36 protein-coding genes and 2 pseudogenes are annotated in these 23,487 nt (G+C 43.9%); 37 read left to right on the top strand and 1 reads right to left on the bottom strand.

Annotated elements, in window-relative coordinates:
• Positions 1–41: 41 nt before the first annotated feature.
• The 34 genes and pseudogenes from rpsL (at position 42) to rpiA (ending at position 20,089) form a co-directional block, all read left to right on the top strand.
• Positions 42–416 (top strand): 30S ribosomal protein S12, encoded by a 375-nt coding sequence (gene rpsL, locus BGC07_RS07645; RefSeq protein ID WP_069312619.1) that lies wholly within the window; start codon positions 42–44, stop codon positions 414–416.
• A gap of 102 nt (positions 417–518) precedes the next feature.
• Positions 519–992 (top strand): 30S ribosomal protein S7, encoded by a 474-nt coding sequence (gene rpsG, locus BGC07_RS07640; RefSeq protein ID WP_069312618.1) that lies wholly within the window; start codon positions 519–521, stop codon positions 990–992.
• Positions 993–1,007: 15 nt separating this feature from the next.
• Complete coding sequence (gene fusA, locus BGC07_RS07635) at positions 1,008–3,119, top strand: elongation factor G (protein ID WP_069312617.1); 2,112 nt, start codon at positions 1,008–1,010, stop codon at positions 3,117–3,119.
• A 28-nt stretch (positions 3,120–3,147) separates the two neighbouring features.
• Positions 3,148–4,338, top strand: coding sequence for an elongation factor Tu (gene tuf / locus BGC07_RS07630; protein WP_069312616.1), 1,191 nt, complete (start codon positions 3,148–3,150; stop codon positions 4,336–4,338).
• 6 nt (positions 4,339–4,344) lie between these two features.
• Positions 4,345–4,656, top strand: coding sequence for a 30S ribosomal protein S10 (gene rpsJ, locus BGC07_RS20090; protein WP_069312615.1), 312 nt, complete (start codon positions 4,345–4,347; stop codon positions 4,654–4,656).
• A 122-nt stretch (positions 4,657–4,778) separates the two neighbouring features.
• Entirely contained in the window at positions 4,779–5,417 is a 639-nt protein-coding gene (gene rplC, locus BGC07_RS07620) for a 50S ribosomal protein L3 (protein ID WP_069312614.1), read from the top strand.
• Positions 5,418–5,433: 16 nt separating this feature from the next.
• Positions 5,434–6,052, top strand: a pseudogene (gene rplD, locus BGC07_RS07615) (50S ribosomal protein L4).
• Complete coding sequence (rplW, locus tag BGC07_RS07610) at positions 6,049–6,345, top strand: 50S ribosomal protein L23 (RefSeq protein ID WP_069312613.1); 297 nt, start codon at positions 6,049–6,051, stop codon at positions 6,343–6,345. Before rplD ends, rplW begins: the two are co-directional and overlap by 4 nt.
• A 14-nt stretch (positions 6,346–6,359) precedes the next feature.
• Positions 6,360–7,184, top strand: coding sequence for a 50S ribosomal protein L2 (gene rplB / locus BGC07_RS07605; RefSeq protein ID WP_069312612.1), 825 nt, complete (start codon positions 6,360–6,362; stop codon positions 7,182–7,184).
• Between the two features lie 16 nt (positions 7,185–7,200).
• The gene (rpsS, locus tag BGC07_RS07600) at positions 7,201–7,476 is read left to right on the top strand and encodes a 30S ribosomal protein S19 (protein WP_069312611.1); all 276 of its coding nucleotides are present in this window, start codon (positions 7,201–7,203) and stop codon (positions 7,474–7,476) included.
• Positions 7,477–7,481: 5 nt separating this feature from the next.
• Positions 7,482–7,814, top strand: coding sequence for a 50S ribosomal protein L22 (gene rplV / locus BGC07_RS07595; RefSeq protein ID WP_069313832.1), 333 nt, complete (start codon positions 7,482–7,484; stop codon positions 7,812–7,814).
• A gap of 12 nt (positions 7,815–7,826) precedes the next feature.
• Complete coding sequence (rpsC, locus tag BGC07_RS07590; RefSeq protein WP_069312610.1) at positions 7,827–8,561, top strand: 30S ribosomal protein S3; 735 nt, start codon at positions 7,827–7,829, stop codon at positions 8,559–8,561.
• A 13-nt stretch (positions 8,562–8,574) separates the two neighbouring features.
• Positions 8,575–8,988 carry a 50S ribosomal protein L16 gene (gene rplP / locus BGC07_RS07585; RefSeq protein WP_069312609.1) on the top strand — a complete coding sequence of 138 codons (414 nt, stop codon included), beginning with the start codon at positions 8,575–8,577 and terminating at the stop codon, positions 8,986–8,988.
• Positions 8,989–9,039: 51 nt separating this feature from the next.
• Positions 9,040–9,189, top strand: a complete 150-nt coding sequence (rpmC, locus tag BGC07_RS07580; protein ID WP_069312608.1) for a 50S ribosomal protein L29 — start codon at positions 9,040–9,042, stop codon at positions 9,187–9,189.
• On the top strand, positions 9,189–9,446 hold the full coding sequence (gene rpsQ, locus BGC07_RS07575) for a 30S ribosomal protein S17 (protein WP_069312607.1): 258 nt from the start codon (positions 9,189–9,191) through the stop codon (positions 9,444–9,446). Before rpmC ends, rpsQ begins: the two co-directional genes overlap by 1 nt.
• A gap of 121 nt (positions 9,447–9,567) precedes the next feature.
• Positions 9,568–9,936, top strand: a complete 369-nt coding sequence (gene rplN, locus BGC07_RS07570; RefSeq protein WP_069312606.1) for a 50S ribosomal protein L14 — start codon at positions 9,568–9,570, stop codon at positions 9,934–9,936.
• A gap of 17 nt (positions 9,937–9,953) precedes the next feature.
• Positions 9,954–10,265: a 50S ribosomal protein L24 gene (gene rplX, locus BGC07_RS07565; RefSeq protein WP_069312605.1), complete on the top strand. Its 312-nt coding sequence runs from the start codon at positions 9,954–9,956 to the stop codon at positions 10,263–10,265.
• 16 nt (positions 10,266–10,281) lie between these two features.
• Entirely contained in the window at positions 10,282–10,824 is a 543-nt protein-coding gene (gene rplE / locus BGC07_RS07560; RefSeq protein WP_069312604.1) for a 50S ribosomal protein L5, read from the top strand.
• 11 nt (positions 10,825–10,835) lie between these two features.
• On the top strand, positions 10,836–11,141 hold the full coding sequence (gene rpsN / locus BGC07_RS07555) for a 30S ribosomal protein S14 (protein WP_069312603.1): 306 nt from the start codon (positions 10,836–10,838) through the stop codon (positions 11,139–11,141).
• A 28-nt stretch (positions 11,142–11,169) separates the two neighbouring features.
• Positions 11,170–11,562: a 30S ribosomal protein S8 gene (gene rpsH, locus BGC07_RS07550; RefSeq protein ID WP_069312602.1), complete on the top strand. Its 393-nt coding sequence runs from the start codon at positions 11,170–11,172 to the stop codon at positions 11,560–11,562.
• Between the two features lie 12 nt (positions 11,563–11,574).
• The gene (gene rplF / locus BGC07_RS07545) at positions 11,575–12,108 is read left to right on the top strand and encodes a 50S ribosomal protein L6 (RefSeq protein ID WP_069312601.1); all 534 of its coding nucleotides are present in this window, start codon (positions 11,575–11,577) and stop codon (positions 12,106–12,108) included.
• 9 nt (positions 12,109–12,117) lie between these two features.
• On the top strand, positions 12,118–12,471 hold the full coding sequence (gene rplR / locus BGC07_RS07540) for a 50S ribosomal protein L18 (RefSeq protein WP_069312600.1): 354 nt from the start codon (positions 12,118–12,120) through the stop codon (positions 12,469–12,471).
• Between the two features lie 10 nt (positions 12,472–12,481).
• Positions 12,482–12,982 carry a 30S ribosomal protein S5 gene (gene rpsE, locus BGC07_RS07535; protein WP_069312599.1) on the top strand — a complete coding sequence of 167 codons (501 nt, stop codon included), beginning with the start codon at positions 12,482–12,484 and terminating at the stop codon, positions 12,980–12,982.
• Positions 12,983–12,987: 5 nt separating this feature from the next.
• Positions 12,988–13,170, top strand: coding sequence for a 50S ribosomal protein L30 (gene rpmD / locus BGC07_RS07530; protein ID WP_069313831.1), 183 nt, complete (start codon positions 12,988–12,990; stop codon positions 13,168–13,170).
• Between the two features lie 2 nt (positions 13,171–13,172).
• Positions 13,173–13,607 carry a 50S ribosomal protein L15 gene (rplO, locus tag BGC07_RS07525; protein WP_069312598.1) on the top strand — a complete coding sequence of 145 codons (435 nt, stop codon included), beginning with the start codon at positions 13,173–13,175 and terminating at the stop codon, positions 13,605–13,607.
• The gene (gene secY / locus BGC07_RS07520; RefSeq protein ID WP_069312597.1) at positions 13,608–14,927 is read left to right on the top strand and encodes a preprotein translocase subunit SecY; all 1,320 of its coding nucleotides are present in this window, start codon (positions 13,608–13,610) and stop codon (positions 14,925–14,927) included. It begins immediately after the preceding gene.
• A gap of 56 nt (positions 14,928–14,983) precedes the next feature.
• The gene (gene rpmJ, locus BGC07_RS19380; RefSeq protein ID WP_016209752.1) at positions 14,984–15,097 is read left to right on the top strand and encodes a 50S ribosomal protein L36; all 114 of its coding nucleotides are present in this window, start codon (positions 14,984–14,986) and stop codon (positions 15,095–15,097) included.
• A gap of 143 nt (positions 15,098–15,240) precedes the next feature.
• Complete coding sequence (rpsM, locus tag BGC07_RS07515) at positions 15,241–15,597, top strand: 30S ribosomal protein S13 (RefSeq protein WP_069312596.1); 357 nt, start codon at positions 15,241–15,243, stop codon at positions 15,595–15,597.
• A gap of 13 nt (positions 15,598–15,610) precedes the next feature.
• Positions 15,611–16,000, top strand: coding sequence for a 30S ribosomal protein S11 (gene rpsK / locus BGC07_RS07510; RefSeq protein ID WP_016209730.1), 390 nt, complete (start codon positions 15,611–15,613; stop codon positions 15,998–16,000).
• Positions 16,001–16,011: 11 nt separating this feature from the next.
• Positions 16,012–16,632 (top strand): 30S ribosomal protein S4, encoded by a 621-nt coding sequence (gene rpsD / locus BGC07_RS07505; RefSeq protein ID WP_069312595.1) that lies wholly within the window; start codon positions 16,012–16,014, stop codon positions 16,630–16,632.
• 22 nt (positions 16,633–16,654) lie between these two features.
• Positions 16,655–17,632, top strand: a complete 978-nt coding sequence (locus BGC07_RS07500; RefSeq protein WP_069312594.1) for a DNA-directed RNA polymerase subunit alpha — start codon at positions 16,655–16,657, stop codon at positions 17,630–17,632.
• A gap of 48 nt (positions 17,633–17,680) precedes the next feature.
• Positions 17,681–18,076, top strand: coding sequence for a 50S ribosomal protein L17 (rplQ, locus tag BGC07_RS07495; protein WP_069312593.1), 396 nt, complete (start codon positions 17,681–17,683; stop codon positions 18,074–18,076).
• A 152-nt stretch (positions 18,077–18,228) separates the two neighbouring features.
• Positions 18,229–19,433: pseudogene (locus BGC07_RS07490) on the top strand (multidrug effflux MFS transporter).
• Positions 19,433–20,089: a ribose-5-phosphate isomerase RpiA gene (gene rpiA, locus BGC07_RS07485; protein ID WP_069312592.1), complete on the top strand. Its 657-nt coding sequence runs from the start codon at positions 19,433–19,435 to the stop codon at positions 20,087–20,089. Before BGC07_RS07490 ends, rpiA begins: the two are co-directional and overlap by 1 nt.
• A 175-nt stretch (positions 20,090–20,264) precedes the next feature.
• Here the strand turns inward: rpiA and BGC07_RS07480 are convergent, their stop codons facing one another.
• Positions 20,265–20,690, bottom strand: a complete 426-nt coding sequence (locus BGC07_RS07480) for a response regulator (RefSeq protein ID WP_069312591.1) — start codon at positions 20,688–20,690, stop codon at positions 20,265–20,267.
• Positions 20,691–20,996: 306 nt separating this feature from the next.
• On the opposite strand from BGC07_RS07480, the gene BGC07_RS07475 reads away from it, so the two are divergent.
• From BGC07_RS07475 to BGC07_RS20585, 3 genes are all read left to right on the top strand, one after another.
• Positions 20,997–21,506, top strand: a complete 510-nt coding sequence (locus BGC07_RS07475; protein WP_069312590.1) for a hypothetical protein — start codon at positions 20,997–20,999, stop codon at positions 21,504–21,506.
• A gap of 32 nt (positions 21,507–21,538) precedes the next feature.
• Complete coding sequence (locus BGC07_RS07470; protein WP_069312589.1) at positions 21,539–23,167, top strand: hypothetical protein; 1,629 nt, start codon at positions 21,539–21,541, stop codon at positions 23,165–23,167.
• A gap of 32 nt (positions 23,168–23,199) precedes the next feature.
• A partial coding sequence (locus tag BGC07_RS20585; RefSeq protein WP_158006889.1) for a hypothetical protein occupies positions 23,200–23,487 on the top strand: 288 nt, incomplete at its 3' end.

Below are 23,487 nucleotides of genomic sequence, written 5' to 3'. Positions count from 1 at the left end.
TTTATTACATTTTAAAAGGTTGATTTTGGGAGTTCAATTGAATGGCAACCGTTAATCAGCTCATTCGTAAACCACGTAAACGCCAGGTGAAGAAAACTAACGTCCCTGCGTTACAAGCATGCCCACAACGCCGTGGCGTATGTACACGTGTTTACACGACTACACCGAAGAAGCCAAACTCGGCTTTGCGTAAAGTAGCTCGTGTACGTTTGACGAATAGCTATGAAGTATCTGCATACATTGGTGGTGAAGGCCACAACTTACAAGAGCACAGCGTTGTATTAATCCGTGGTGGTCGTGTAAAGGATTTACCAGGTGTTCGTTATCACGTTGTTCGTGGTGCGCTGGATACGTCTGGTGTGAATGATCGTAAGCAAGGTCGTTCTAAGTACGGTACTAAGCGTCCTAAGTCTTAAGTTTATTGTTTATTTGATGAACTTTAAGATTTTAGTGAGTGTGACTGTTTGAACGAAAGTAAAACGGTTATTTTTTAATCAGGTAATTGGGATAATAGTACAATGCCTAGAAGAAGAGTTGCGGCAAAACGTGAAATTTTGCCAGATCCTAAATTCGGTAGCGAAACGCTAGCGAAATTCGTTAACCATTTGATGGTTGACGGTAAGAAATCTATCGCTGAAAAAATTGTCTATGGTGCCATGGACGTTATTAGCGAACGTCGTAAAGGTGAGAACCCGTTAGAAGTGTTTGAAAATGCACTTGATGCGGTTCGCCCTGCGGTTGAGGTAAAATCACGCCGCGTTGGTGGTGCGACTTACCAGATCCCTGTCGAAGTTCGCCCAGCACGTCGTACTGCCTTATCTATGCGTTGGATTGTCGATGCATCACGTAAGCGCAGCGAAAAGTCTATGGGCCTCCGTTTAGCAGGTGAGTTAATCGACGCTGTTGAAGGTCGTGGAACTGCTGTTAAAAAACGTGAAGATACGCACCGTATGGCTGAAGCTAACAAAGCGTTCTCACACTACCGTTGGTAATCGAGAGGAAAGATCGTGGCACGTACAACTACTATCGATCGTTACCGTAATATTGGTATCTGCGCCCACGTGGATGCAGGTAAAACTACGACTACGGAACGTGTATTATTTTATACAGGCGTCTCTCACAAAATTGGTGAGGTGCATGATGGCGCTGCGACTATGGACTGGATGGAGCAAGAGCAAGAGCGTGGTATTACTATTACCTCGGCTGCAACGACTTGTTTCTGGGCTGGTATGGACCAACAGTTCCCACAACACCGTGTAAACATCATTGATACCCCAGGGCACGTTGACTTCACCATTGAAGTTGAGCGTTCGTTGCGTGTACTCGATGGTGCGGTTGTTGTATTCTGCGCGACTTCAGGGGTTGAGCCTCAGTCTGAGACCGTTTGGCGTCAGGCGAATAAATATGGTGTTCCACGTATTGTCTTCGTTAATAAGATGGACCGTGCGGGCGCTAACTTCCTACGTGTAGTTGACCAAATTAAAACACGCTTAGGTGCGACTCCAGTGCCAATTCAGTTACCTATCGGTGCTGAAGATGAGTTCGAAGGTCTAGTTGATTTGCTGCGCATGAAGGCGATTTACTGGAATGAAGCAGACAAGGGGATGACGTACGAGTTACGTGATATTCCTGAGCATATGCAAGACGAGTGTCAGCAATGGCATGAGCATATGGTTGAAGCCGCTGCTGAATCTTCTGAAGAACTCATGGAAAAATACCTTGAAGAAGGTGAGCTTTCTATTGATGAAGTTAAAGAAGGTCTGCGTAAGCGTACTCTAAATAACGAAATTGTTTTATCACTTTGTGGTTCTGCATTTAAGAACAAAGGTGTACAAGCAATGTTGGATGCAGTGATTGAATACCTGCCTTCACCGATCGATGTGCCTGCAATTAAAGGTATCTTAGACGATGAAAGCGAAGGTGAGCGTCCTGCAGATGATAATGCGCCTTTCTCGGCATTAGCATTTAAAATCGCAACGGACCCATTCGTCGGTACCTTAACGTTTATGCGTTGTTACTCTGGCGTGGTGAACAGTGGTGATTCTGTTTTAAATACGGTGAAAGGTAAGCGTGAGCGTATCGGTCGTATCGTGCAGATGCATTCGAATTCACGTGAAGAGATCAAGCAAGTCTATGCGGGTGATATCGCAGCGGCAATCGGTCTAAAAGATGTGACGACAGGGGATACTCTCTGTGCGCAAGACGCTCCGATTGTGCTTGAGCGTATGGAATTCCCAGAGCCTGTGATCTCGATTGCGATTGAACCAAAATCTAAAGCAGACCAAGAAAAAATGGGTATTGCTCTAGGTAAATTGGCGCAAGAAGATCCTTCGTTCCGTGTGAAAACAGATGAAGAGACCGGTCAAACGATTATCTCGGGTATGGGTGAGCTTCACTTAGATATCTTGGTTGATCGTATGAAGCGTGAGTTCAACGTTGAAGCTAATGTCGGTAAACCGCAAGTGGCTTATCGTGAAGCGATTCGTGCATCGAAAGAGCAAGAAGGTAAATTTGTACGCCAATCCGGTGGTCGTGGTCAATACGGTCATGTTTGGGTGCGCTTTGAACCTTTATTGAACGAAGAAGGTGAGCCGGCTGATGGCTTCGAATTCGTCAATGAAATCGTTGGTGGTGTGATTCCGCGTGAATATATCCCAGCGGTTGAAAAGGGCATTAAAGAGCAGATGGAAAACGGTGTGTTAGCCGGTTATCCATTGATTGGTTTGAAAGCAACTTTATACGACGGATCTTTCCACGATGTTGACTCGAGTGAGATGGCATTTAAGATCGCAGGTTCTATGGCACTTAAACAAGGTGCTTTAAATGCAAATCCAGCCTTGTTAGAGCCGATGATGAAAGTTGAAGTTGTAACACCTGAAGACTACATGGGTGATGTTGTCGGTGACTTGAATCGTCGTCGTGGTATCATTCAGAGCATGGATGAGAACCCAGCAGGTAAAGTAGTTACTGCAATGGTGCCTTTAGCTGAAATGTTTGGCTATGCAACTGATATGCGTTCTTTATCTCAAGGTCGTGCATCTTACAGTATGCAGTTTGAAAAATATGCGGAAGCTCCGAATAATGTGGCTGAAGCGATCATTAAAGAAAGACAATCTTAACTTGTATAACTAGAGGGGATTTATTCTCATGGCAAAAGAAACTTTTGAGCGTGGAAAACCACACGTAAACGTTGGAACAATTGGCCACGTTGACCACGGTAAAACAACTTTAACTGCTGCAATCACTAAAGTTTTAACTGAAAAATTTGGTGGTAACGCACGTGCATTCGACGAAATCGATAATGCGCCTGAAGAAAAAGAGCGTGGTATCACGATCTCTACATCTCACGTTGAGTATGAAACTGAAACTCGCCACTATGCGCACGTAGACTGCCCAGGACACGCTGACTATGTTAAAAACATGATCACCGGTGCTGCGCAAATGGACGGAGCGATCTTGGTTGTAAACGCTGCTGATGGTCCTATGCCACAAACACGTGAGCACATCCTATTAGGTCGTCAGGTTGGTGTTCCTTACATCATCGTTTTCTTGAACAAAGTTGACATGGTTGATGATGAAGAGTTATTAGAGCTTGTTGAGATGGAAGTTCGTGAACTTCTTAGCGAATATGACTTCCCAGGTGATGATATTCCTGTGATTCCTGGTTCTGCTTTAAAAGCATTAGAAGGCGATACGTCTGATATTGGTGAAGGTGCAATCTTAAAGCTAGCTGAAGCTTTAGATACTTATATTCCTGAGCCAGAGCGTGATACTGACAAGCCATTCTTGATGCCTGTAGAGGACGTATTCTCTATCTCAGGTCGTGGTACAGTTGTTACAGGTCGTGTTGAGACAGGTATCGTAAACACGGGTGATGAAGTTGAGATCGTTGGTATTCGTGAAACAACGAAATCAACAGTAACAGGTGTTGAGATGTTCCGTAAGCTTCTTGATGAAGGTCGTGCGGGTGATAACATCGGTGCATTGTTACGTGGTACTAAGCGTGAAGACGTTGAGCGTGGTCAAGTATTGGCTAAGCCTGGCTCTATCACTCCACACACTAAGTTCGAAGCTGAAGTGTATGTACTAAACAAAGAAGAAGGTGGACGTCACACTCCATTCTTTAAAGGATACCGTCCACAGTTCTACTTCCGTACAACGGACGTAACTGGTGAAGTATTCTTGCCAGAAGGCGTAGAAATGGTCATGCCTGGTGACAACATTTCTATCACTGTTGAATTGATTGCTCCAATCGCAATGGATGATGGTTTACGCTTCGCGATTCGTGAAGGTGGCCGTACTGTTGGTTCTGGTGTAGTTGCTAAGGTCGTAGAGTAATAGAGAATGGCAAATCAAAGAATCCGCATTCGTTTAAAAGCGTTCGATCATCGTTTAATCGATCGCTCTACTGGTGAAATCGTAGAAACTGCAAAACGTACGGGCGCGCAAGTGCGTGGCCCGATTCCTTTACCGACACGTAAAGAGCGTTTTACGGTTTTGGTTTCTCCTCACGTCAATAAAGATGCACGTGACCAGTACGAACTTCGTACTCACAAACGTCTTGTTGATATTGTGGATCCAACGGATAAGACTGTTGATGCCTTGATGAAGCTAGATTTAGCTGCAGGTGTAGACGTTCAAATCAGTTTGGGTTAGAATGCCTGTTCTCGAGATGAGTTGACCCGTCCTTGCACCTGCAAGGTCGGGCATTTTTCGAGTGTTGGAATTAATCAGCTCCGGTCAATCGAAATCGGGGTGGTGATAGAGGTAACAACAAAATGGCAATCGGATTAGTCGGTCGCAAGGCTGGGATGACACGCGTCTTCACTGAAGATGGTGCTTCGATTCCTGTGACTGTGATTCAAGTCGAGCCGAACCGTATCACTCAGGTCAAAGATCTAGAGAATGACGGTTATCGTGCTATCCAAGTAACGACAGGTTCTCGTCGTGCTTCTCGCGTTAATAAGGCGCAAGCAGGGCATTTTGCAAAAGCAAAAACAGAAGCCGGTCGTGGTCTTTGGGAATTTCGTCTTCCAGAGACAAACAAAGAAGAATTTTCTGTAGGTCAAGAGCTTACAGTCTCTCTTTTTGAAGCGGGTCAAAAAGTTGACGTGATCGGAACATCAAAGGGTAAAGGCTTTGCGGGTGTAATTAAGCGCCACAATTTCTCTATGCAAGATGCGACTCACGGTAACTCACTTTCTCACCGTGCTCCAGGGTCTATCGGACAAAACCAAACACCTGGCCGTGTCTTTAAAGGCAAGAAAATGGCAGGTCATATGGGCGCTGAGCGCGTTACTGTTCAATCACAAGAAGTTGTTCGCGTTGATTTAGAGCGTGGTTTCGTCTTAGTGAAAGGCGGTGTTCCAGGTGCGCCTGGAAGTGATGTGATCGTTAAATCTGCGGTTAAGGCATAATTGAGAGGTAATGAGAATGGAACTACAAATTAGTGTTCCGGGTCAAGGCTCTCAAGGCAATGTCGAAGTATCTGAAAATACTTTTGGCCGTGAGTTTAATGAAGCTTTGATTCATCAAGTTGTCACAGCATATATGGCAGCTGGTCGTCAGGGAACAAAAGCCCAAAAAATCCCGTTCTGAAGTACGTGGTGGTGGTGCGAAGCCTTGGCGTCAAAAGGGAACTGGTCGTGCCCGTGCGGGAACGATTCGTAGCCCGATCTGGCGTACTGGTGGTGTAACTTTTGCAGCGAAACCGCGTGATTTCTCGCAAAAAGTCAACCGCAAGATGTACCGTGGTGCAATGCGTTCTATATTGTCTGAGCTGGTTCGTCAAGAGCGCTTAGTCGTTGTAGAAAAAGTAGAGCTTTCTGCGCCAAAAACAAAAGAATTATCAACTCTATTAAAAGATTTGCAATTAAACGACACGTTGATTGTATCTCATGATGTAGAGGAAAAGTTATATCTAGCAGCGCGTAACTTAAAGAATGTTGATGTGCGTGATGTTGCAGGACTTGATCCTGTCAGCCTCGTTGCATTTGATAAAGTTCTTGTGACAGTTGATGCACTCAAGCAAATTGAGGAGGCTTTCGCATGAACCAAGAACGTTTATTAAAAGTCATTCTTGCGCCACACATCTCTGAGAAGGCAGCCAATGCGGCTGAATCTTCGCAAGTTGTGTTTAAAGTTGCAACCGATGCAACCAAGCTAGAGATCAAACGAGCTGTTGAAAAATTGTTTGACGTTAAAGTTAACGGTGTAACCACTGTCAACGTAAAAGGTAAAACAACACAGCGTGGCGGTAAGGTTTCTGGTCGTCGTAAAGACTGGAAAAAAGCTTATGTGACTTTGCAAGATGGCCAAGAGCTAGACTTGCTAAGCGCGAAGTAGAGGAGTATTAGGTTATGGCAGTGATTAAATCAAAACCAACTTCTCCAGGTCGTCGCTTTGTTGTTAAAGTGGTTAACCCAGAGTTGCACAAAGGTGCTCCTCATGCGCCGCTATTGGTGAAGAAGAGTAAGAGTGGTGGTCGTAACAATAACGGTCGCATTACTGTTCGTCACGTCGGTGGTGGGCATCGTCAACATATCCGTATCGTTGACTTTAAGCGCAACAAAGATGCAATTCCTGCGAAGGTTGAGCGTTTAGAATACGATCCAGGCCGTAGTGCACATATCGCCTTGATATTGTTTGCAGACGGTGAGCGTCGTTATATCTTAGCGCCGAAAGGTTTAAAAGCGGGTGATACTGTGGTGAGTGGTGAAGAGTCACCAATCAAAGTAGGTAATAGCTTACCTATTCGCAATATCCCATTAGGTTCGGTGATTCACAATATTGAGTTGAAGCCTGGTAAAGGTGGTCAAATGGCGCGTAGTGCAGGAACCTCTGCGCAGTTAGTCGCTCGTGAAGGCCGCTATGCAACATTACGTCTTCGCTCTGGTGAAATGCGTAAAGTGCTCGTTGAGTGTCGTGCCACCATTGGTGAAGTATGTAACTCAGAGCATAGCTTACGTTCATTAGGTAAAGCGGGTGCTAAACGCTGGCGTGGTGTTCGTCCAACCGTTCGCGGTGTGGCAATGAACCCGGTAGATCACCCACACGGTGGTGGTGAAGGTCGTACGTCTGGTGGTCGTCATCCTGTAACTCCATGGGGTGTACCTACTAAAGGTAAGAAGACTCGCCGTAATAAGCGTACGGACAAGTTCATTGTTCGTCGTCGTAATAAGTAAGTTGGAGGAGTAACTCGTGCCACGTTCATTGAAAAAAGGGCCTTTTGTTGATCTCCACTTGATGAAAAAAGTGGATTCAGCAGTTGCTTCTAACAGTAAGCGACCGATTAAAACTTGGTCTCGCCGTTCTATGATTTTGCCGGATATGGTTGGTTTGACTATTGCGATTCACAATGGTCGTCAACACGTTCCTGTGTATGTCACAGATCAGATGGTTGGACATAAGTTAGGTGAGTTTGCGCCTACGCGTACTTACCGTGGTCATGCCGCTGATAAGAAAGCGAAGAGGTAAAGGTGATGGAAGCAGTCGCTAAATTAAAATACGCGCGTGTATCACCGCAGAAAGTAAGATTGGTTGTTGATCAGATTCGCGGCTTACCTGTAAGTCGTGCTTTAGATGTCTTGACGTTTAGCAATAAACAAGTCGCTCAAGATGTCAAAAAAGTCCTCGAGTCGGCAATCGCGAATGCTGAGCATAACGAAGGTGCTGATGTTGACGAGTTGAAAGTTTCTAAAGCTTTCGTCGACGAAGGTCCACGTTTGAAGCGTATGCGTGCTCGTGCTAAAGGCCGTGTTAACATTATCGTGAAACGTACCTGCCATATTACGGTTCAGGTTGCGGATTGCTAGGAGATAGGCTCGATGGGTCAGAAGGTTCATCCTACCGGGATTCGTCTTGGTATTGTTAAAGACTGGACTTCAAAATGGTATGCAGATTCACGGACATATGCAGATAAGCTATATAGCGATATCCAAGTTCGTGACTTCTTGAAGAAGAAGCTTGCAAATGCAGCAGTTAGCCGCATTCAGATTGAACGTCCTGCGCAAAATGCGCGTATCGTGATTCACACGGCACGTCCAGGCATAGTCATCGGTAAAAAAGGTGAAGATGTAGAGAAGTTACGTGCTGAAGTCACAAAAATGATGGGGATTCCTGTACATATCTCTATCGAAGAAGTGCGTAAGCCAGAAATTGATGCAACACTTGTTGCTGAAAGTATTGCTCAACAGCTCGAGCGTCGTGTGATGTTCCGTCGTGCGATGAAACGTGCTGTGCAAAATGCGATGCGTATCGGTGCTAAAGGAATTCGTGTTCAAGTTTCAGGTCGTTTAGGCGGTGCTGAGATTGCGCGTACTGAGCGCTACCTCGAAGGTAGTGTGCCTTTGCATACATTCCGTGCGGATGTTGATTACGGTACCGCAGAAGCATTAACCACTTACGGTATTATTGGTGTGAAAGTTTGGATTTTCAAAGGCGAGATCTTAGGTCGCGTTGATGATTTAACCGCACTTTCTGCAGAAAAACCTGGGCAAAAACCTGCTGGAGGCGGCCGCAAGGCCAAATCTGGTAAGAAACGTCCAGCGCCAGCGAAGTAGGGAGTAGTTACAGATGTTACAACCGAAACGTACAAAATTCCGTAAGCAATTCAAAATGCGTAATCGTGGTGTCGCAACTCGCGGCGCTGACGTCAGCTTTGGTGAGTTTGGTTTAAAAGCCACCGGTCGTGGTCGTATTACGGCACGCCAAATCGAAGCGGCACGTCGTGCGATTAACCGTCACGTGAAACGTAGTGGTAAAATCTGGATCAGGATCTTTCCTGACAAGCCAGTGTCTAAGAAGCCACTTGAGGTTCGTATGGGTAAAGGTAAAGGAAGTGTGGAGCTTTGGGTTTCCCAAATCCAGCCTGGCCGTGTTCTCTACGAAATTGAAGGTGTACCTGAAGAAATCGCGCGCGAAGCGTTTCGCTTAGCGGCAGCAAAACTTCCGGTCTCCACAACGTTTGTGAAACGGACGGTAATGTAATGAAAGCGCAAGAATTGAAACAAAAAATGTACAAGTGAACTCCAAAGTGAGTTGCTTGAGCTTCTTCGTGAGCAGTTCAATCTTCGCATGCAACACGGTTCTGGCCAATTGGCTCAGAACCACTTGTTGAAAAACGTGCGTCGTAATATTGCTCGAGTTAAAACCGTTCTTCATGAGAAGAAAAGAGCAGGTGCTGCATAATGAGCGAGAAAAAGATCGTTCGTATGATGACTGGCCGTGTGGTCAGCTCAAAAGGTGATAAATCAATCACTGTACTAGTTGAGCGTCAAGTTCGTCACGCACTTTACGGTAAAGTAATGCGTCGTTCGACTAAGCTTCATGCTCATGATGAGACTAACCAATGTCGTGAAGGAGACACAGTCACTGTACGTGAATGTCGTCCTCTTTCTAAAACGAAGACATGGACGCTAGTCTCAGTTGATGAGCGTGCAAACTAGAACATAAAGTAGTCTAAGTCTCCTAGTGTTTACTGGGGGCTTTTTATTTTTACAGACGATGCTATAATGCACCCTTTATTAGGGGTGCAGTTGTTGTATCTTTTTGTTTTGGAGAACAGCCATGATTCAGATGCAGACTGAGCTTCAAGTCGCTGATAATAGCGGCGCTCGTCGTGTTGAGTGTATCAAGGTGCTTGGCGGTTCCAAACGTCGCTACGCTGGCGTAGGTGACATTATTAAAGTAACCGTTAAAGAAGCAATCCCACACGGGAAAGTTAAAAAAGGCCAAGTATTAAGTGCCGTAGTTGTACGTACAAAGAAAGGTGTACGTCGTCCAGATGGTTCTGTCATCCGTTTTGATGGCAATGCTGCTGTGTTGTTAAATGCACAAGAGCAACCCATTGGTACTCGTATTTTTGGTCCTGTAACTCGCGAGTTGCGTAATGAGAAGTTCATGCGAATCGTCTCATTAGCACCTGAAGTACTGTAAACAGGAGCTTTAAATTCATGCGCAAAATTAAAAAAGGCGATGAAGTCATCGCGATTTCAGGAAAGAACAAAGGCCAATGCGGCAAAGTTGTTCGTCTTCTGGAAGATCGCGTTGTAGTTGAAGGCTTGAATATTGCGAAAAAACACGTCAAAGCAAACCCACAAGCGGGTGTGCAAGGTGGAATCGTTGACAAAGAAATGCCAATTCACATTTCTAACGTCATGCTTTTCAACCCTGCGACTGGCAAAGGGGATCGCGTTGGTTTCCGCGGCGAAGGTCAGGAAAAAGTGCGTTATTTCAAGTCCAATAATGACGTAGTTGATGCGTAAGGCTAGGTAGAAAAAAATGGCCCGATTAAAACAACACTACACTGATACTGTAGTGAAAAAACTAAAGGAACAGTTCGATTACAGCAGTGTAATGGCGGTTCCGCGTATCACTAAAATCACCTTAAACATGGGTGTAGGTGAAGCGATTGGTGATAAGAAAGTCATCGAGCATGCTGTTTCTGACATGACTAAAATTGCAGGTCAGAAGCCGGTTGTGACTCGTGCACGTAAATCAATTGCAGGCTTTAAAGTTCGTGAAGGCTGGCCGATTGGCTGTAAAGTCACATTGCGTGGCGAGCGTATGTACGAATTTTTAGAGCGTCTAGTGGATATTGCGATTCCTCGTATTCGTGATTTCCGTGGCTTAAGCCCTAAGTCATTTGACGGTCGTGGTAACTACAGCATGGGAATTAAAGAGCAAATCGTCTTCCCTGAAATCGATTACGATAAAGTTGATAAGTTACGTGGGATGGATATTACCATCACAACGACAGCTAAATCGAATGAAGAAGGTCGAGCGCTGTTAAAAGCGTTTAACTTCCCATTAAGACAAAACTAAGGGTGTAAGTTATGGCTAAGGTTTGCATGATTCAGCGTGAAGAAAAGCGTGCTCGCACTGTTGCGAAGTATGCTGAGAAGCGTGCTGCATTAAAAGCAATTATCAATGATCTGAACGCCTCTGACGAAGAGCGTTGGGATGCACAGGTAAAATTACAGGCACTGCCTCGTGATGCTAGCCCTGTTCGCCAACAACGTCGTTGCCGTATCACAGGTCGTCCACATGCTGTTTATCGTAAGTTTGGTCTTTGCCGTAATAAATTGCGTCAACACGTAATGTTCGGTGATGTTCCAGGTGTGCGAAAGGCAAGCTGGTAAGAATTGCGGCTCTAGGAGTAAGTTACAAATGAGTATGCAAGATCCAGTTGCTGATATGCTAACGCGTATCCGCAATGCACAAGCGGCCGAGAAAGAGACTGTCTCTATGGGCTCTGCTAAATTGAAAGTCGCTATTGCTAAAGTATTGAAAGATGAAGGTTTCGTTTCGGCTTACGAAGTAAGTGAAGGCGCTAAACCTCAACTCACAATCACATTGAAATATTTTGAAGGTAAAGCGGTTATCGAGCAAATCGAACGTGTAAGCCGTCCAGGTCTACGTACGTACAAGCCTGCTCAAGATTTACCTCAAGTCAATGGTGGTTACGGTATTGCGATCGTCTCAACTTCAAAAGGTGTTATGACTGCTAAGTCTGCTCGTGCACTCAATGAAGGTGGCGAAGTTCTGGCCTACGTAGCATAAGGGGTTAGAAGAATGTCACGAGTCGCAAAAAGTCCGATTACGATTCCAAGTGGTGTAGAAGTCACTGTGAAGAATCAAAATGTCAGTGTTAAAGGTCCTAAAGGTACTTTGGCACGCGAATTAAATAATCTTGTTGCAATTAAGCATGAAGACAACGTATTAACGTTTGCTCCTGCAAGTGAAGTTCCTGGTGCCTGGGCGCAAGCCGGTACTGCACGCGCTTTGCTAAATAATATGGTGACGGGTGTTAGCCAAGGTTTCGAAAAGAAACTTCAATTGGTTGGTGTCGGTTATCGTGCTCAGGCCCAAGGTAAAACGTTGAACTTGACCCTCGGTTTTTCTCACCCAGTGAACTTTGCTGTTCCTGAGGGAATTACGATCGAGACGCCAAGCCAAACGGAAATTTTGGTCAAGGGTACCGATAAGCAAGTTGTTGGCCAAGTTGCAGCAAATATTCGTGGTTATCGTCCACCGGAGCCTTATAAAGGCAAGGGCGTCCGTTATGCGGATGAGACGATAGTCCTTAAAGAAGCTAAGAAGAAGTAGGGTAGCGGCATGGATAAGAAAACATCTCGTCTACGTCGTGCGGGCCGTGCGCGTGCTCGAATTCGTGAGCAAGGCATTAGTCGCTTAAGCATTCACCGCACACCACGCCACACTTATGCTCAAGTGATTGATGCAGAAAGTGGTCGTGTGTTGGCAGCAGCATCGACTGTAGAGAAATCTTACAAAGAAGCTGGTAAGTCAACAGGCAATGTGGCTGCAGCAGGTGAAATCGGTAAGCTCGTTGCTGAGCGTGCTGTTGCTGCGGGCGTTACGCAAGTCGCGTTTGACCGCTCTGGTTTTAAATATCACGGTCGTGTGAAAGCGTTAGCTGATGCTGCACGTGCAAACGGTCTACAGTTTTAAGGGTTAGGTCATGGCAAAATTGGAAAAACAAGCTGATGGTTTACAAGAGAAGCTTGTAGACGTTAACCGTACTGCGAAAGTTGTAAAAGGCGGACGCGTATTTGGTTTTTCTGCATTGACTGTCGTTGGTGATGGTAATGGCCGTGTAGGTTTTGGTCGTGGTAAGGCACGTGAAGTGCCAGTCGCTATTCAAAAAGCGATGGAAGCGGCACGTAAATCTATGGTTGAAGTGCCTCTAAAAGGCACTACATTGCATTATGCAGTCAATGCACGTCATGGTGCATCGAAAGTGTACATGCAACCAGCCTCAGACGGTACAGGTATCATCGCCGGTGGTGCGATGCGTGCAGTATTTGAAGTTGTTGGCGTGCAAAACGTTTTGGCAAAATCGATTGGTTCAACCAATCCTGTCAACGTTATTCGTGCAACGATCAACGGCCTAAAAAGCATTTCATCGCCAGAAGATATTGCTGCGAAACGTGGCAAGTCTGTTGGTGAGATTGTGGGGTAACTGTGATGAGTAAGACATTAACTGTAACACAAACTCGCAGTTCGATCGGCCGCTTACAAAGTCATAAAGACTGCCTAAGAGGTTTAGGTCTTCGTCGCACTCACCACACGGTGACTGTGATCGATACACCTTGCAATCGTGGCATGATCAATAAAGTTTCCTACATGCTTAAAGTTGAGGAGAACTAATCATGCGTTTGAATACATTAAAGCCTGCTGAAGGCGCGAAACATGCTCCTAAGCGTGTGGGTCGCGGTACAGGTTCTGGTTTAGGTAAAACCTCTGGGCGTGGCCATAAAGGGCAAAAAGCACGTTCTGGTGGTTTCCATAAAGTCGGTTTTGAAGGTGGTCAGATGCCACTACAACGCCGCTTGCCAAAATTTGGTTTTACATCTCGTAAAGCTTTGGTGACCGAAGAAGTGCGTTTGCACGAGCTTGCTAAGCTTGATGTTGATATGATTGATTTATTAGCATTGAAAGCGGCGGGCCTTGTTCGTAAGAGTACTTTGGATGTGAAAATTATTGCTTCTGGTGAAATCACTAAAGCAGTCAATGTTCGCGGCCTTCGTGCAACCAAAGGTGCGCTTGCTGCCATTGAAGCAGCGGGTGGTAAAGTCGAGGCGTAAATGGCTAAATTTAGCGCTCCAGCACAATTAAATAAGTCAGGCTCCGGCCTGGCTGAACTGCGTAAACGTTTATTTTTTCTCTTGATTGCCATTGTGGTTTACCGCATCGGCTCTCATATCCCGGTGCCGGGAATTGATCCAAATAAACTCGCTCAGTTCTTTGATAGCCAAGGAAAAACCATCCTTGGCTTATTTAATATGTTTTCAGGAGGCGCTCTGCAGCGTCTTTCTGTGCTTGCTCTTGGGGTGATGCCTTATATCTCGGCATCGATCATCATTCAGTTATTAACTGCGGTGGTGCCTTCCTTGGAGGAGCTGAAGAAAGAAGGTGGAGAAGCCGGTCAGCGTAAAATTACCCAATACACTCGCTATGGAACATTAGCGCTTGCCTTACTGCAGTCTATCGGGATTACAAAGTACATTATCGGCCAGGGTTTAGCGATAGATCCAGGGACGATTTTCTTTGTCAGTTCAGTTGTGACGTTAGTAACAGGCACAATGTTTATCATGTGGCTTGGTGAGCAAATCACCGAACGCGGTATTGGTAATGGTATTTCCATGCTGATTTTTGCCGGTATTGTCGCCGGTTTGCCAAGTGCGCTAGGCAAGGCATTTACCGCATCACGTGAAGGCGATCTGCCTTTAGCTGTGTTGTTGTTAGTGGCTGTCGCCGTGGTTGCTGTCACCGCTTTTGTTGTCTTTATGGAGCGGGCTCAGCGCAAAATCACCGTGAACTATGCTAAGCGTCAACAAGGCCGCCGTATGTTTGCCGCGCAAAGCTCTCACTTACCGCTGAAGATTAATATGGCAGGGGTGATCCCACCGATCTTCGCAAGCAGTATCTTACTTTTCCCTGCGACCCTAAGCCAATGGTTTGGTCATGGTCCGCACATGGGATGGCTCAGTGATTTAGGCTTGATGCTAAGTCCTGGACAACCATTGTATTTACTGTTATTCTGTGCCGCTGTTATATTTTTTGCGTTCTTTTATACTGCCTTGGTGTTTAACCCTCGGGATACCGCTGATAACTTGAAAAAGTCCGGCGCGTTTATTCCAGGAATCCGCCCAGGGGAGAAAACAGCACGCTATATTGATGGAGTGATGACACGACTCACTTTGGTGGGGGCAATTTATGTTGCTGCCGTGTCGTTGTTACCTGAGTTTTTCACTCTGGCCTGGAACGTGCCGTTCTATTTCGGAGGGACGTCATTATTGATCGTTGTGGTCGTAGTGATGGACTTTATTTCTCAGGTACAAGCACATTTGATGTCACGTCAATATGATTCGCTCCTGAAAAAAGCGAATTTAAAGGGGCGCTAAACCTGCGCCCTAGACTTTGTTGAGCTGTAAGGCTCAATTGAATGGAGAGATGAACGATGAAAGTTCGTGCTTCTGTAAAACGTATGTGCCGTAATTGCAAGGTGATTCGCCGCGATCGCGTCGTACGTGTTATCTGTACAGATCCTAAACATAAACAGCGTCAAGGCTAAGTTTAGTTTCAGGATCGTTTTAGGCGCTATTCAGTGAAGGGTTAATAATGACACTTTCACTATGCAGAAGGGCTAAGTATTGTATTTAGCTTTTTTGTCATTAAAGAATAGCGATTGGTTAGTCTCTTAGGTAGGAGTTTGGAATGGCCCGTATAGCAGGTGTCAATATTCCAGTACAAAAACATGCCGAGATTGCATTAACTTCAATCTTTGGTATTGGTCGACCACGCGCACAAAAAATTTGTATCGCAGCGGGTGTGAATCCTACAGCTAAAATCAGAAATCTTTCTGAAGATGAAGTTGAAGCACTTCGTAAAGCTGTGGGTGAATACACGACTGAAGGTGATTTGCGTCGTGAAATTTCCATGAACATCAAGCGCTTAATGGACTTGGGTTGCTATCGCGGCCTACGTCATCGTCGTAGCTTGCCTCTCCGTGGCCAACGTACGCAAACGAATGCTCGTACGCGTAAGGGTCCACGTCGTCCAGTCACTAAGTAGGAAATAAAGTACTATGGCAAAGACAGCAGTGCGCGCTAAAAAGCGTGTCAAAAAGCAAGTCGTGGATGGAATGGCTCATGTTCATGCGTCTTTTAACAACACGATTGTAACGATCTCAGATCGCCAAGGGAATACCTTAGCGTGGGCAACTTCTGGAGGTTCAGGCTTCCGTGGTTCACGTAAGAGCACGCCATTTGCAGCACAGGTTGCCGCAGAACGTGCCGGTGAAGTCGCTCGCGAATTCGGTATGAAAAACGTTGAAGTTTTTGTAAAAGGCCCAGGGCCAGGTCGTGAATCTGCGATCCGTGCTTTAAATGCAAAAGGCTTCAAAATCACTAACATCACAGACGTGACGCCAATTCCACACAATGGATGTCGTCCGCCTAAGAAACGTCGCGTGTAGGGGGTGTAGCTATGGGTAGATATATTGGACCTAAGTGCAAACTCGCACGTCGTGAAGGAACTGATCTTTTCTTGAAGAGTGGTGTTCGCGCACTAGACTCAAAATGTAAGGCTGATGCTGTTCCTGGTCAACACGGTGCGCGTCGTGGTCGTTTGTCCGACTATGGTGTGCAATTACGTGAAAAGCAAAAAGTACGCCGTATTTATGGTTTGCTTGAGAAGCATTTCCGCCGTTATTATAAAGAAGCTGCACGTATTAAAGGTTCTACTGGTGAGAACTTGTTGCAGTTATTAGAATCTCGTTTAGACAACGTTGTATATCGTATGGGTTTTGCATCAACACGTGCCGAAGCGCGTCAGTTGGTCAGCCATAAGTCCATTCTTGTCAATGGTACAGTGGTTAACATCCCATCTTACAAAGTGTCGCCTGATGATGTTGTTTCTATTCGCGAGCGTGCGAAAAAGCAATTGCGTATTCAAGGTGCACTTGAGTTAGCGAAGCAACGTGCTGATATCGCTTGGGTGGATGTTGATGCTGATAAGATGGAAGGTATCTTTAAAGCAATGCCAGAGCGTAGTGAGTTATCAGCTGATATTAACGAGCAGTTGATTGTCGAGCTGTACTCTAAGTAATAGCATTTAAAGGGGCCGTTTCATGCAGGGTAACATCAATGAATTTTTAAAGCCGCGCTTGGTCGATGTACAAGACCTCGGTAGAAGCCGTTCGCGTTTGGTTCTAGAGCCATTAGAGCGAGGTTTTGGGCATACCTTAGGGAATGCACTACGCCGTATCTTATTATCATCGATTCAGGGTGCTGCTGTCGTTGAGGCTGAGATTGAAGGTGTGCTTCACGAATACACTTCTATTGAAGGTGTTCAAGAAGATGTCATCGAGATTTTGCTCAACCTCAAAGGATTAGCATTAATTCTCCACGACTGCACTGAGGCAACGCTTACGCTTCACAAAAAAGGGGTCGGCCCTGTGCTTGCGTCTGACATTCAGGATGATCCTCGTGTTGAGGTAAAAAATCCGAATCATGTGATTGCAAACCTTTCTAAAGACATTGATTTGACGATTCGTCTTCATGTTGCAACCGGTTGTGGCTATAAGCCGGCAACGTTGCGCGATAGCGAAGATGAGAATCAATCGGTGGGTCGTTTGCAGTTAGATGCGTCATTTAGTCCAATCCGTCGTGTCGCCTACTCAGTAGAGCGCGCGCGTGTTGAACAGCGCACAGACCTCGATAAGCTTGTTATCGATTTGGAGACCACAGGAACGATTGATCCTGAAGCTGCAATTCGTCGTGCGGCGATGATCTTGCAAGATCAACTCTCTTCGTTTGTAGAGTTAGATGTCACTAAGCAAGCAGAGCCTGCGCGTAAAGAAGCTGAAGTGGATCCAATCCTGTTACGCCCAATTGATGACTTAGATCTAACAGTTCGTTCGATGAATTGTCTCAAAGCTGAGAATATCCGCTTTGTTGGCGATTTAATCCAACGTGCTGAAACAGATTTATTAAAGACACCAAACTTGGGTAAAAAATCGTTGGCTGAAATTAAAGCAGTGCTTGCTACTCATGGCCTCGCTATGGGCACACCGCTTGAAAATTGGCCGCCGCAAGGTCTCGAGTAATCTCGTGTCTTGCTTTGTTTATCCAGTTTAAGTTGAAGGAAATAAGCCATGCGTCATCGCAAAAGTGGTCGCCACCTCAACCGTAATAGTGCACACCGTAAAGCTATGTTCAAAAACATGGCTGTATCTTTGATGCAAAATGAGGTGATCCGTACAACGTTGCCTAAAGCAAAAGAGTTGCGCGGTGTAGTTGAGCCATTAATTACATTGGCAAAAGAAGATAGCGTTGCTAACCGTCGTTTAGCGTTCTCACGTTTACGTGATAAAGAAACGACAAGCAAGTTATTTACTGATCTAGGTCCACGTTACAAATCACGTCCTGGTGGTTATGTGCGTGTATTAAAGTGCGGTTTTCGTCAAGGTGACAATGCCCCTATGGCCATTGTTGAGCTTGTTGATCGCGCTGTTGCCGAAAAGCCTGAAGATAACTCTGACGGTGAATAAGCAAACGATCTAAAAGAAACCGGGCCATGAGCTCGGTTTTTTTTGATCTTCTAATAATTAATTTAAATTTGAGCTTAAATTCTAAAATTCTAGTTTAAATTTAAATCTAATTTAGGATTAATTTGAAATTGATCTAGGAGTATAAAACAAAAATGCTCAAGCCAGCTCAGCATTTTTATCCATTCATTATCTTATTGACCTTGTTAACCGCGCTTGCTCCTTTATCTGTCGATTTTTATATTCCCTCGCTGCCTAATATTGCCTCTTCTTTTAATACCAGCGCCACTGCGGCCCAAATGACCCTAAGCAGCTTTATGCTCGGTTTTGCCTTTTCGATGTTTATTGCTGGACCATTGTCGGATATTTTTGGCCGCCGGCCGGTGATGCTAGGCAGTTTATCTGCTTACTTAATTACGAGTACCATTGTTTTTTTGCGCCCAATATTGAATTAATGATTATTGCGCGCTTTTTCCAAGGACTATTAGGATGTTATTGCACGGCGTTATCCCGGGCGATGGCTAAAGATGCTTATCGCGGTCAGCAAGAAATTAAAGCAGTGGCGTTAATTGCTGGAAGCGTTTCAGTGGCTCCCGCTGTCGCGCCTATTTTAGGTGGTTTGATTCAGAGCTATTTTAATTGGCATGTCACCTTTTTTATTATGATCTTATTTGGTTTGCTCGCCTTTATATTGAGCTTGTTTTTGTTGCCAGAAACCTGCCTAGAGAAAAAGAAAAACATTAGTATTAAAGATATATTACTCTCTTATTATCATGTTGCCGCTGATTTAAATTACTTGCGTTATAATTTGCTTGCTTCGTTTGGCTTTGCTGGTTTTTTCGTTTTTGTGACCGGCTCATCGTTTGTATTGATTGATAGCTGGCATATTCCACCTGGGGTTTATGGCGGTATTTTTGCGCTGGTTATTCTTGGCTATATGGCAGGCAGTTATAGTAGCCCTTATTTTGTCAAATTATTATCCAAATCTCGAGCGATTTATTTAGGTATTTTCTTACAATGTTTGGGTGTGTTGATTATTATTTTTTCTGCCTTAATATTCACTCAGAATTTATCTGGTTTTATTGTTGGCATGCTCTGCTATGAGCTGGGTATCGGCTTATTAATTTCTCCAGCTCAAGTGAAAGCGATGTCCTATATTAAAGAGAATATTGGCCTTGCTGCCGGTTTATTATTTTTTGGTGAAGTGGGCTTGGCCTTTTTATCAAGTTCAGCAACGGCGCATGTTGTCCATGTTAATGCACTGCCTTTAGGGTTATTGATGCTCGGTTGTGTTTTATTAGGATTGTTACTATTTTTTGGATTAGGCTTAACTCAAGTAAAAACAAGTGGAGGTCAGTAATGAAGCAAGATGATTTAAAACAGCAGGTCGCTTTAAAAGCCCTAGAATATGTAAAACCTGGCATGTGGGTTGGTGTTGGTACCGGATCAACGGCAAATTTCTTTATTGACTCATTAGCGGCGATTAAAAATCAGATCGAAGGAACAGTGGCAAGCTCTGAGGAAAGTGCAAAGCGTTTAAAAGCACATGGTATTCCCGTTACTGACTTAAATACAGCAGGAGAGCTGGATATTTACGTTGATGGTGCCGATGAAGTTACTGAGTTTAAACACATGATTAAAGGCGGTGGAGCGGCATTAACACGGGAAAAAATCGTTGCCAGTGCCTCTAAGCAATTTATCTGCATCGTTGATGAAAGCAAGAAGGTGCCTTTTTTAGGTAATTTTCCATTGCCTGTTGAAGTGATTCCTATGGCACGTTCTTATATTGCGCGTGAACTTGTAAAGCTAGGCGGTCGTCCTGTCTATCGAGAAGGCGTGATTACTGATAATGGCAATATCATCTTAGATGTGCATGGTTTGCAAATTAATGAGCCAAATAAACTAGAATCCCAGATTAACCAGCTTGCAGGGGTGGTTTGTAATGGAATTTTTGCAGCACAAGCGGCAGATGTGGTGTTGATGGGAACGGCTGACCGCGGTGTTATTGCTTTTTAGGTTTTATTTATAGCAAGTTATTTTAGTGCGTTAATGATTGGTTAAAATAATGGTTACGAGCGTAGTGGGGTAATTTTACCAGAAGATCACTGCACATGCGTTCGTACTTTGATACTATAAGATATGCCAGAATCTATTAAAATTATTTTATTTAGTTTAGTTTTTAGTTTAAATTTTAGCTATTGGCCATGCAATCGATATAAACTGTATTTAATAAATTAATATAATCTTGCAGATGATCTGTTTTTTCAAAATAAGCATCTGCGCCAAAAATCCCTGCTTTTTGCTTGTCTTGACTAAATTTAGATGTAGTAAACATCACTGTATATATTTTGCTTAGGTTACTGCCTTGCCCTGCCTCGATATTCAGTCGTTTCAAAATATCTTGCCCAGATCGTTTAGGCAAGTTTAAATCAAGCAACATTGCATCCGGGTAGTCCGGTCTATCTTGGGTATTTATAATGTGTTGTAAAGCTTCTTCTCCATCATTTTTAATTTGTAATTGATAAGGAAAGTTGATTTTTGCTAAGGCTAATAAAACCAGCTTCTGATCGGCTAAGTCGTCCTCTACCAGCAATAACTGTAAACGGGTTGTTTTCATCGTTTCATTTAGGTGCTAATGCAGCTTTCTATTACTTATATGGAGTATAGTTTGTTGTTTATGATTAATGTTTTTGTTTGCTAATATCACTTGATTAAATATAAAAAAATCAAGAAGTTGCTTTTTCTAAACGGCTTGGTTTTTTATGGCTGTTGCTTGCTTTTTCTGGTAGAGTATCGGTTGGATAATAATTAAAATGCAGAATTTTTATAACTTATTGAAAAATAAAGCAAGGATGGTGACTAATGCCTTTTATCACCTTAATCAATCAACATGCTTTGTCATTATCTGTAAGGACTTTTATAAATGGATAATCAAAGTAGTCCTCCCAGGTCGCCAGCATGGCAAGAGCTTTTAGGGAAAGCGAGTCAAGTCAAAGCTCTATATGAGAATCAAGAAGTAGTCAAAGCCGCATTGTACAGTGAAATGCTGGTGAATAAGCTTAAAAACGTTAATTTGTTCGATTACTTTGAAGAAGAACTTCGAGATTTAGTAATGGTCTACGTGGACTCTATTTTTCACAAGAATCAGTTAGAGCAAGAAGGGCGTCTAAACACACGTGCTTACTTTAAAGCTCAAGCGATTTGTGAGCAGTCTCCATTGGGTTTTATCAGAGGAATGAACGAAGGTGATCTTATTGGTGAACCTGGTCAATTTAAAAACACTACATCATCAGTGGTTGATGTACCGACACAGGAAGAAAAACCTGTGATGGCAGCGAAGAAAACAAAAGTAGAGACTGAAGCAATTGCAGATGAACAAGCAACATCAACGGATAATAGCAATACAATTAGCTTTTCTGGTTCATTTTGTTAAAAGCGTAATTATAGCAATATAGGGAGAATACAATGACTCAAACGGTACGTGATGAATCGGTTAATGCATCTGCACCTGGCATTATGATTGCTCGTTCACCACAAATGCATTTAACCAAGCTTTCTGATCCAATTAGAAGCCATATGTATCAACTTGCTTACCTTTTAGGTGTGCCAAGTTGGGAGTGGGTGAGTGAAGATGAGTTTATGTTTAGTGGTCGTTATAAATTGGGTTTAACTGTGCCTATCAATAAAAACATGGAGCCGATTAAGCCTGAAGATAAAATGCAGCATGATAAGCAGGTTGTAGGCACTTGTTACTTTGTTGCCAAAGGAATTACGGCGGCAAGTTTTTATCAAAAATTGCAACAGTCAACTAAATTCCAACCTGAAAATATACCGAGCTGGATACCCGAGTATTTAAAATCACATGACCCTAAAGTGAGTAGGCACGATAATTTGGGTTCTTGCCATGTAATTGCTGCAGGCCAACGTAAAATTCCCGCAGTTCGGCTATTGACTGATGCCCCCGACACACGCTCTTTGTGGGAAAAGATCGAAGGTAAATTGCAAGAAGTAACACATTCAGTTGTAGAGGGTTTTAACTCTACTGTGACACAAGCAGCACATGCATGGCAAGCCGCTTCGATCTACCTCAAAGAGCATAAGGCTCAATATGTCAGTTTAGCCCGAACACTAGTTTCAGGCCCCAGTGATTTTGCCTATACTCGAGTTTATCAGCATTACTCTGCTCCTATGATGCAGTCGGTTATTAAATGGCGTAATGAGAATATCCACCTTATTGAAAGCGCTCTTGATGAAATATCACCCTCTGCAACATTGAAAGTTGATTTTTTAAAGAGTAAATGGGGTGGTGGAGTTAATTTAGGTGTAGGTATTGCTGCTAAGGGTTTTAAGCACCAGACTATTAACTTTGAGGTTACAGCTAATGGTACTTTGATTGGTAAATTTGATAAAAAATCAGGGGCTGCAAAAAGTATTAACTTGAAAACTGCCTTAGAAAGTGCTGAGGGGAAAAATTTTGAGAAGAAGTTCAGCATGGGTTTAGAAAAGCAGCTAGAGCATGGCTTTAGTAATAGTGCAGAATACAAAGTTAGCTCTCAGCCACTAAAGGCGTTGGAATTAGCATCAGCAAAAGAACTAAAGCTTGGACAGTGGACATATAGCTTTGAGTCCAAACTGAATGACAAGGGTGGGGTGACTGTAAGCTTAAATGGTATCTATGGTTTGCTCACCCCCAAAGAGGAGGTTGTGAAGTATTTGCTCGATAAAATCCATTATGGTTTTAAAGGCCAAATCGGTGTAGAGCTTGCTGTAGATGTAGATGCACATTTGGAGCCAACAGCATTAGATGCACTTTGCAAGCATATTATTGGTCAGCTTCCTACCCAAATCCATACTTTTAAGGATAGTGGGCACTCTATTTTTTCATCACTGGATACAGGAGAAGTTGTTGAAGGAATTATCCTAGTTTCGATCGGTGTGCTCGCTGTTGCTCTTACTGGAGGAGCTGCGGCAGCCCTCGGTGCAGGAACAGCTGCTACAGTGGTTGTTGGAAGTGAAAGTGCAGGGTTGTTTACAGGAGGTGCCGCACTAGCTGGTGCAGGTTCTTTAGCTGCATCGAATGCAGCAATTGCATAAATATTACTGATATGTAGTTGAAAGAAAGAGTTGTGGAAAGAATGGTGAATTTTATTATTAGCGACAGAGTCATTGGAATAATACTATTTGTATTAAGTTTGTTGTTTATTGTGTTTGATAATTCAAGCCAATCTGTTGCGTCTTCACCCACCTGGGTTTGGATAACGTTATCTTTTTTATTGATAGCTAGAAATAGTCCTATAACATATCGATTTTTGTTTTTAGGTGTTGCAATTGGTTTAGCTGGTATGTCAGTTTGGGGAGGAGCATCGAATCGAGTTGAAGTATTTTTTTCTGCTATTTTATCTGTTGATTTTTTT

The sequence above is a fragment of the Piscirickettsia litoralis genome (assembly GCF_001720395.1).
GTDB lineage: Bacteria > Pseudomonadota > Gammaproteobacteria > Piscirickettsiales > Piscirickettsiaceae > Piscirickettsia > Piscirickettsia litoralis.
The sequence above is the reverse complement of the archived record's forward strand: the minus strand, read 5'-3'. Positions and strand labels throughout refer to the sequence as shown.

Coding starts and splice junctions, on each gene's coding strand:
- rpsL (WP_069312619.1), top strand. CDS start 42: ATGGCAACCGTTAATCAGCTCATTCGTAAACCACGTAAACGCCAGGTG.
- rpsG (WP_069312618.1), top strand. CDS start 519: ATGCCTAGAAGAAGAGTTGCGGCAAAACGTGAAATTTTGCCAGATCCT.
- tuf (WP_069312616.1), top strand. CDS start 3,148: ATGGCAAAAGAAACTTTTGAGCGTGGAAAACCACACGTAAACGTTGGA.
- rpsJ (WP_069312615.1), top strand. CDS start 4,345: ATGGCAAATCAAAGAATCCGCATTCGTTTAAAAGCGTTCGATCATCGT.
- rplC (WP_069312614.1), top strand. CDS start 4,779: ATGGCAATCGGATTAGTCGGTCGCAAGGCTGGGATGACACGCGTCTTC.
- rplW (WP_069312613.1), top strand. CDS start 6,049: ATGAACCAAGAACGTTTATTAAAAGTCATTCTTGCGCCACACATCTCT.
- rplB (WP_069312612.1), top strand. CDS start 6,360: ATGGCAGTGATTAAATCAAAACCAACTTCTCCAGGTCGTCGCTTTGTT.
- rplV (WP_069313832.1), top strand. CDS start 7,482: ATGGAAGCAGTCGCTAAATTAAAATACGCGCGTGTATCACCGCAGAAA.
- rpsC (WP_069312610.1), top strand. CDS start 7,827: ATGGGTCAGAAGGTTCATCCTACCGGGATTCGTCTTGGTATTGTTAAA.
- rplP (WP_069312609.1), top strand. CDS start 8,575: ATGTTACAACCGAAACGTACAAAATTCCGTAAGCAATTCAAAATGCGT.
- rpsQ (WP_069312607.1), top strand. CDS start 9,189: ATGAGCGAGAAAAAGATCGTTCGTATGATGACTGGCCGTGTGGTCAGC.
- rplN (WP_069312606.1), top strand. CDS start 9,568: ATGATTCAGATGCAGACTGAGCTTCAAGTCGCTGATAATAGCGGCGCT.
- rplX (WP_069312605.1), top strand. CDS start 9,954: ATGCGCAAAATTAAAAAAGGCGATGAAGTCATCGCGATTTCAGGAAAG.
- rplE (WP_069312604.1), top strand. CDS start 10,282: ATGGCCCGATTAAAACAACACTACACTGATACTGTAGTGAAAAAACTA.
- rpsN (WP_069312603.1), top strand. CDS start 10,836: ATGGCTAAGGTTTGCATGATTCAGCGTGAAGAAAAGCGTGCTCGCACT.
- rpsH (WP_069312602.1), top strand. CDS start 11,170: ATGAGTATGCAAGATCCAGTTGCTGATATGCTAACGCGTATCCGCAAT.
- rplF (WP_069312601.1), top strand. CDS start 11,575: ATGTCACGAGTCGCAAAAAGTCCGATTACGATTCCAAGTGGTGTAGAA.
- rplR (WP_069312600.1), top strand. CDS start 12,118: ATGGATAAGAAAACATCTCGTCTACGTCGTGCGGGCCGTGCGCGTGCT.
- rpsE (WP_069312599.1), top strand. CDS start 12,482: ATGGCAAAATTGGAAAAACAAGCTGATGGTTTACAAGAGAAGCTTGTA.
- rpmD (WP_069313831.1), top strand. CDS start 12,988: ATGAGTAAGACATTAACTGTAACACAAACTCGCAGTTCGATCGGCCGC.
- rplO (WP_069312598.1), top strand. CDS start 13,173: ATGCGTTTGAATACATTAAAGCCTGCTGAAGGCGCGAAACATGCTCCT.
- secY (WP_069312597.1), top strand. CDS start 13,608: ATGGCTAAATTTAGCGCTCCAGCACAATTAAATAAGTCAGGCTCCGGC.
- rpmJ (WP_016209752.1), top strand. CDS start 14,984: ATGAAAGTTCGTGCTTCTGTAAAACGTATGTGCCGTAATTGCAAGGTG.
- rpsM (WP_069312596.1), top strand. CDS start 15,241: ATGGCCCGTATAGCAGGTGTCAATATTCCAGTACAAAAACATGCCGAG.
- rpsK (WP_016209730.1), top strand. CDS start 15,611: ATGGCAAAGACAGCAGTGCGCGCTAAAAAGCGTGTCAAAAAGCAAGTC.
- rpsD (WP_069312595.1), top strand. CDS start 16,012: ATGGGTAGATATATTGGACCTAAGTGCAAACTCGCACGTCGTGAAGGA.
- BGC07_RS07500 (WP_069312594.1), top strand. CDS start 16,655: ATGCAGGGTAACATCAATGAATTTTTAAAGCCGCGCTTGGTCGATGTA.
- rplQ (WP_069312593.1), top strand. CDS start 17,681: ATGCGTCATCGCAAAAGTGGTCGCCACCTCAACCGTAATAGTGCACAC.
- rpiA (WP_069312592.1), top strand. CDS start 19,433: ATGAAGCAAGATGATTTAAAACAGCAGGTCGCTTTAAAAGCCCTAGAA.
- BGC07_RS07480 (WP_069312591.1), bottom strand. CDS start 20,690: ATGAAAACAACCCGTTTACAGTTATTGCTGGTAGAGGACGACTTAGCC.
- BGC07_RS07475 (WP_069312590.1), top strand. CDS start 20,997: ATGGATAATCAAAGTAGTCCTCCCAGGTCGCCAGCATGGCAAGAGCTT.
- BGC07_RS07470 (WP_069312589.1), top strand. CDS start 21,539: ATGACTCAAACGGTACGTGATGAATCGGTTAATGCATCTGCACCTGGC.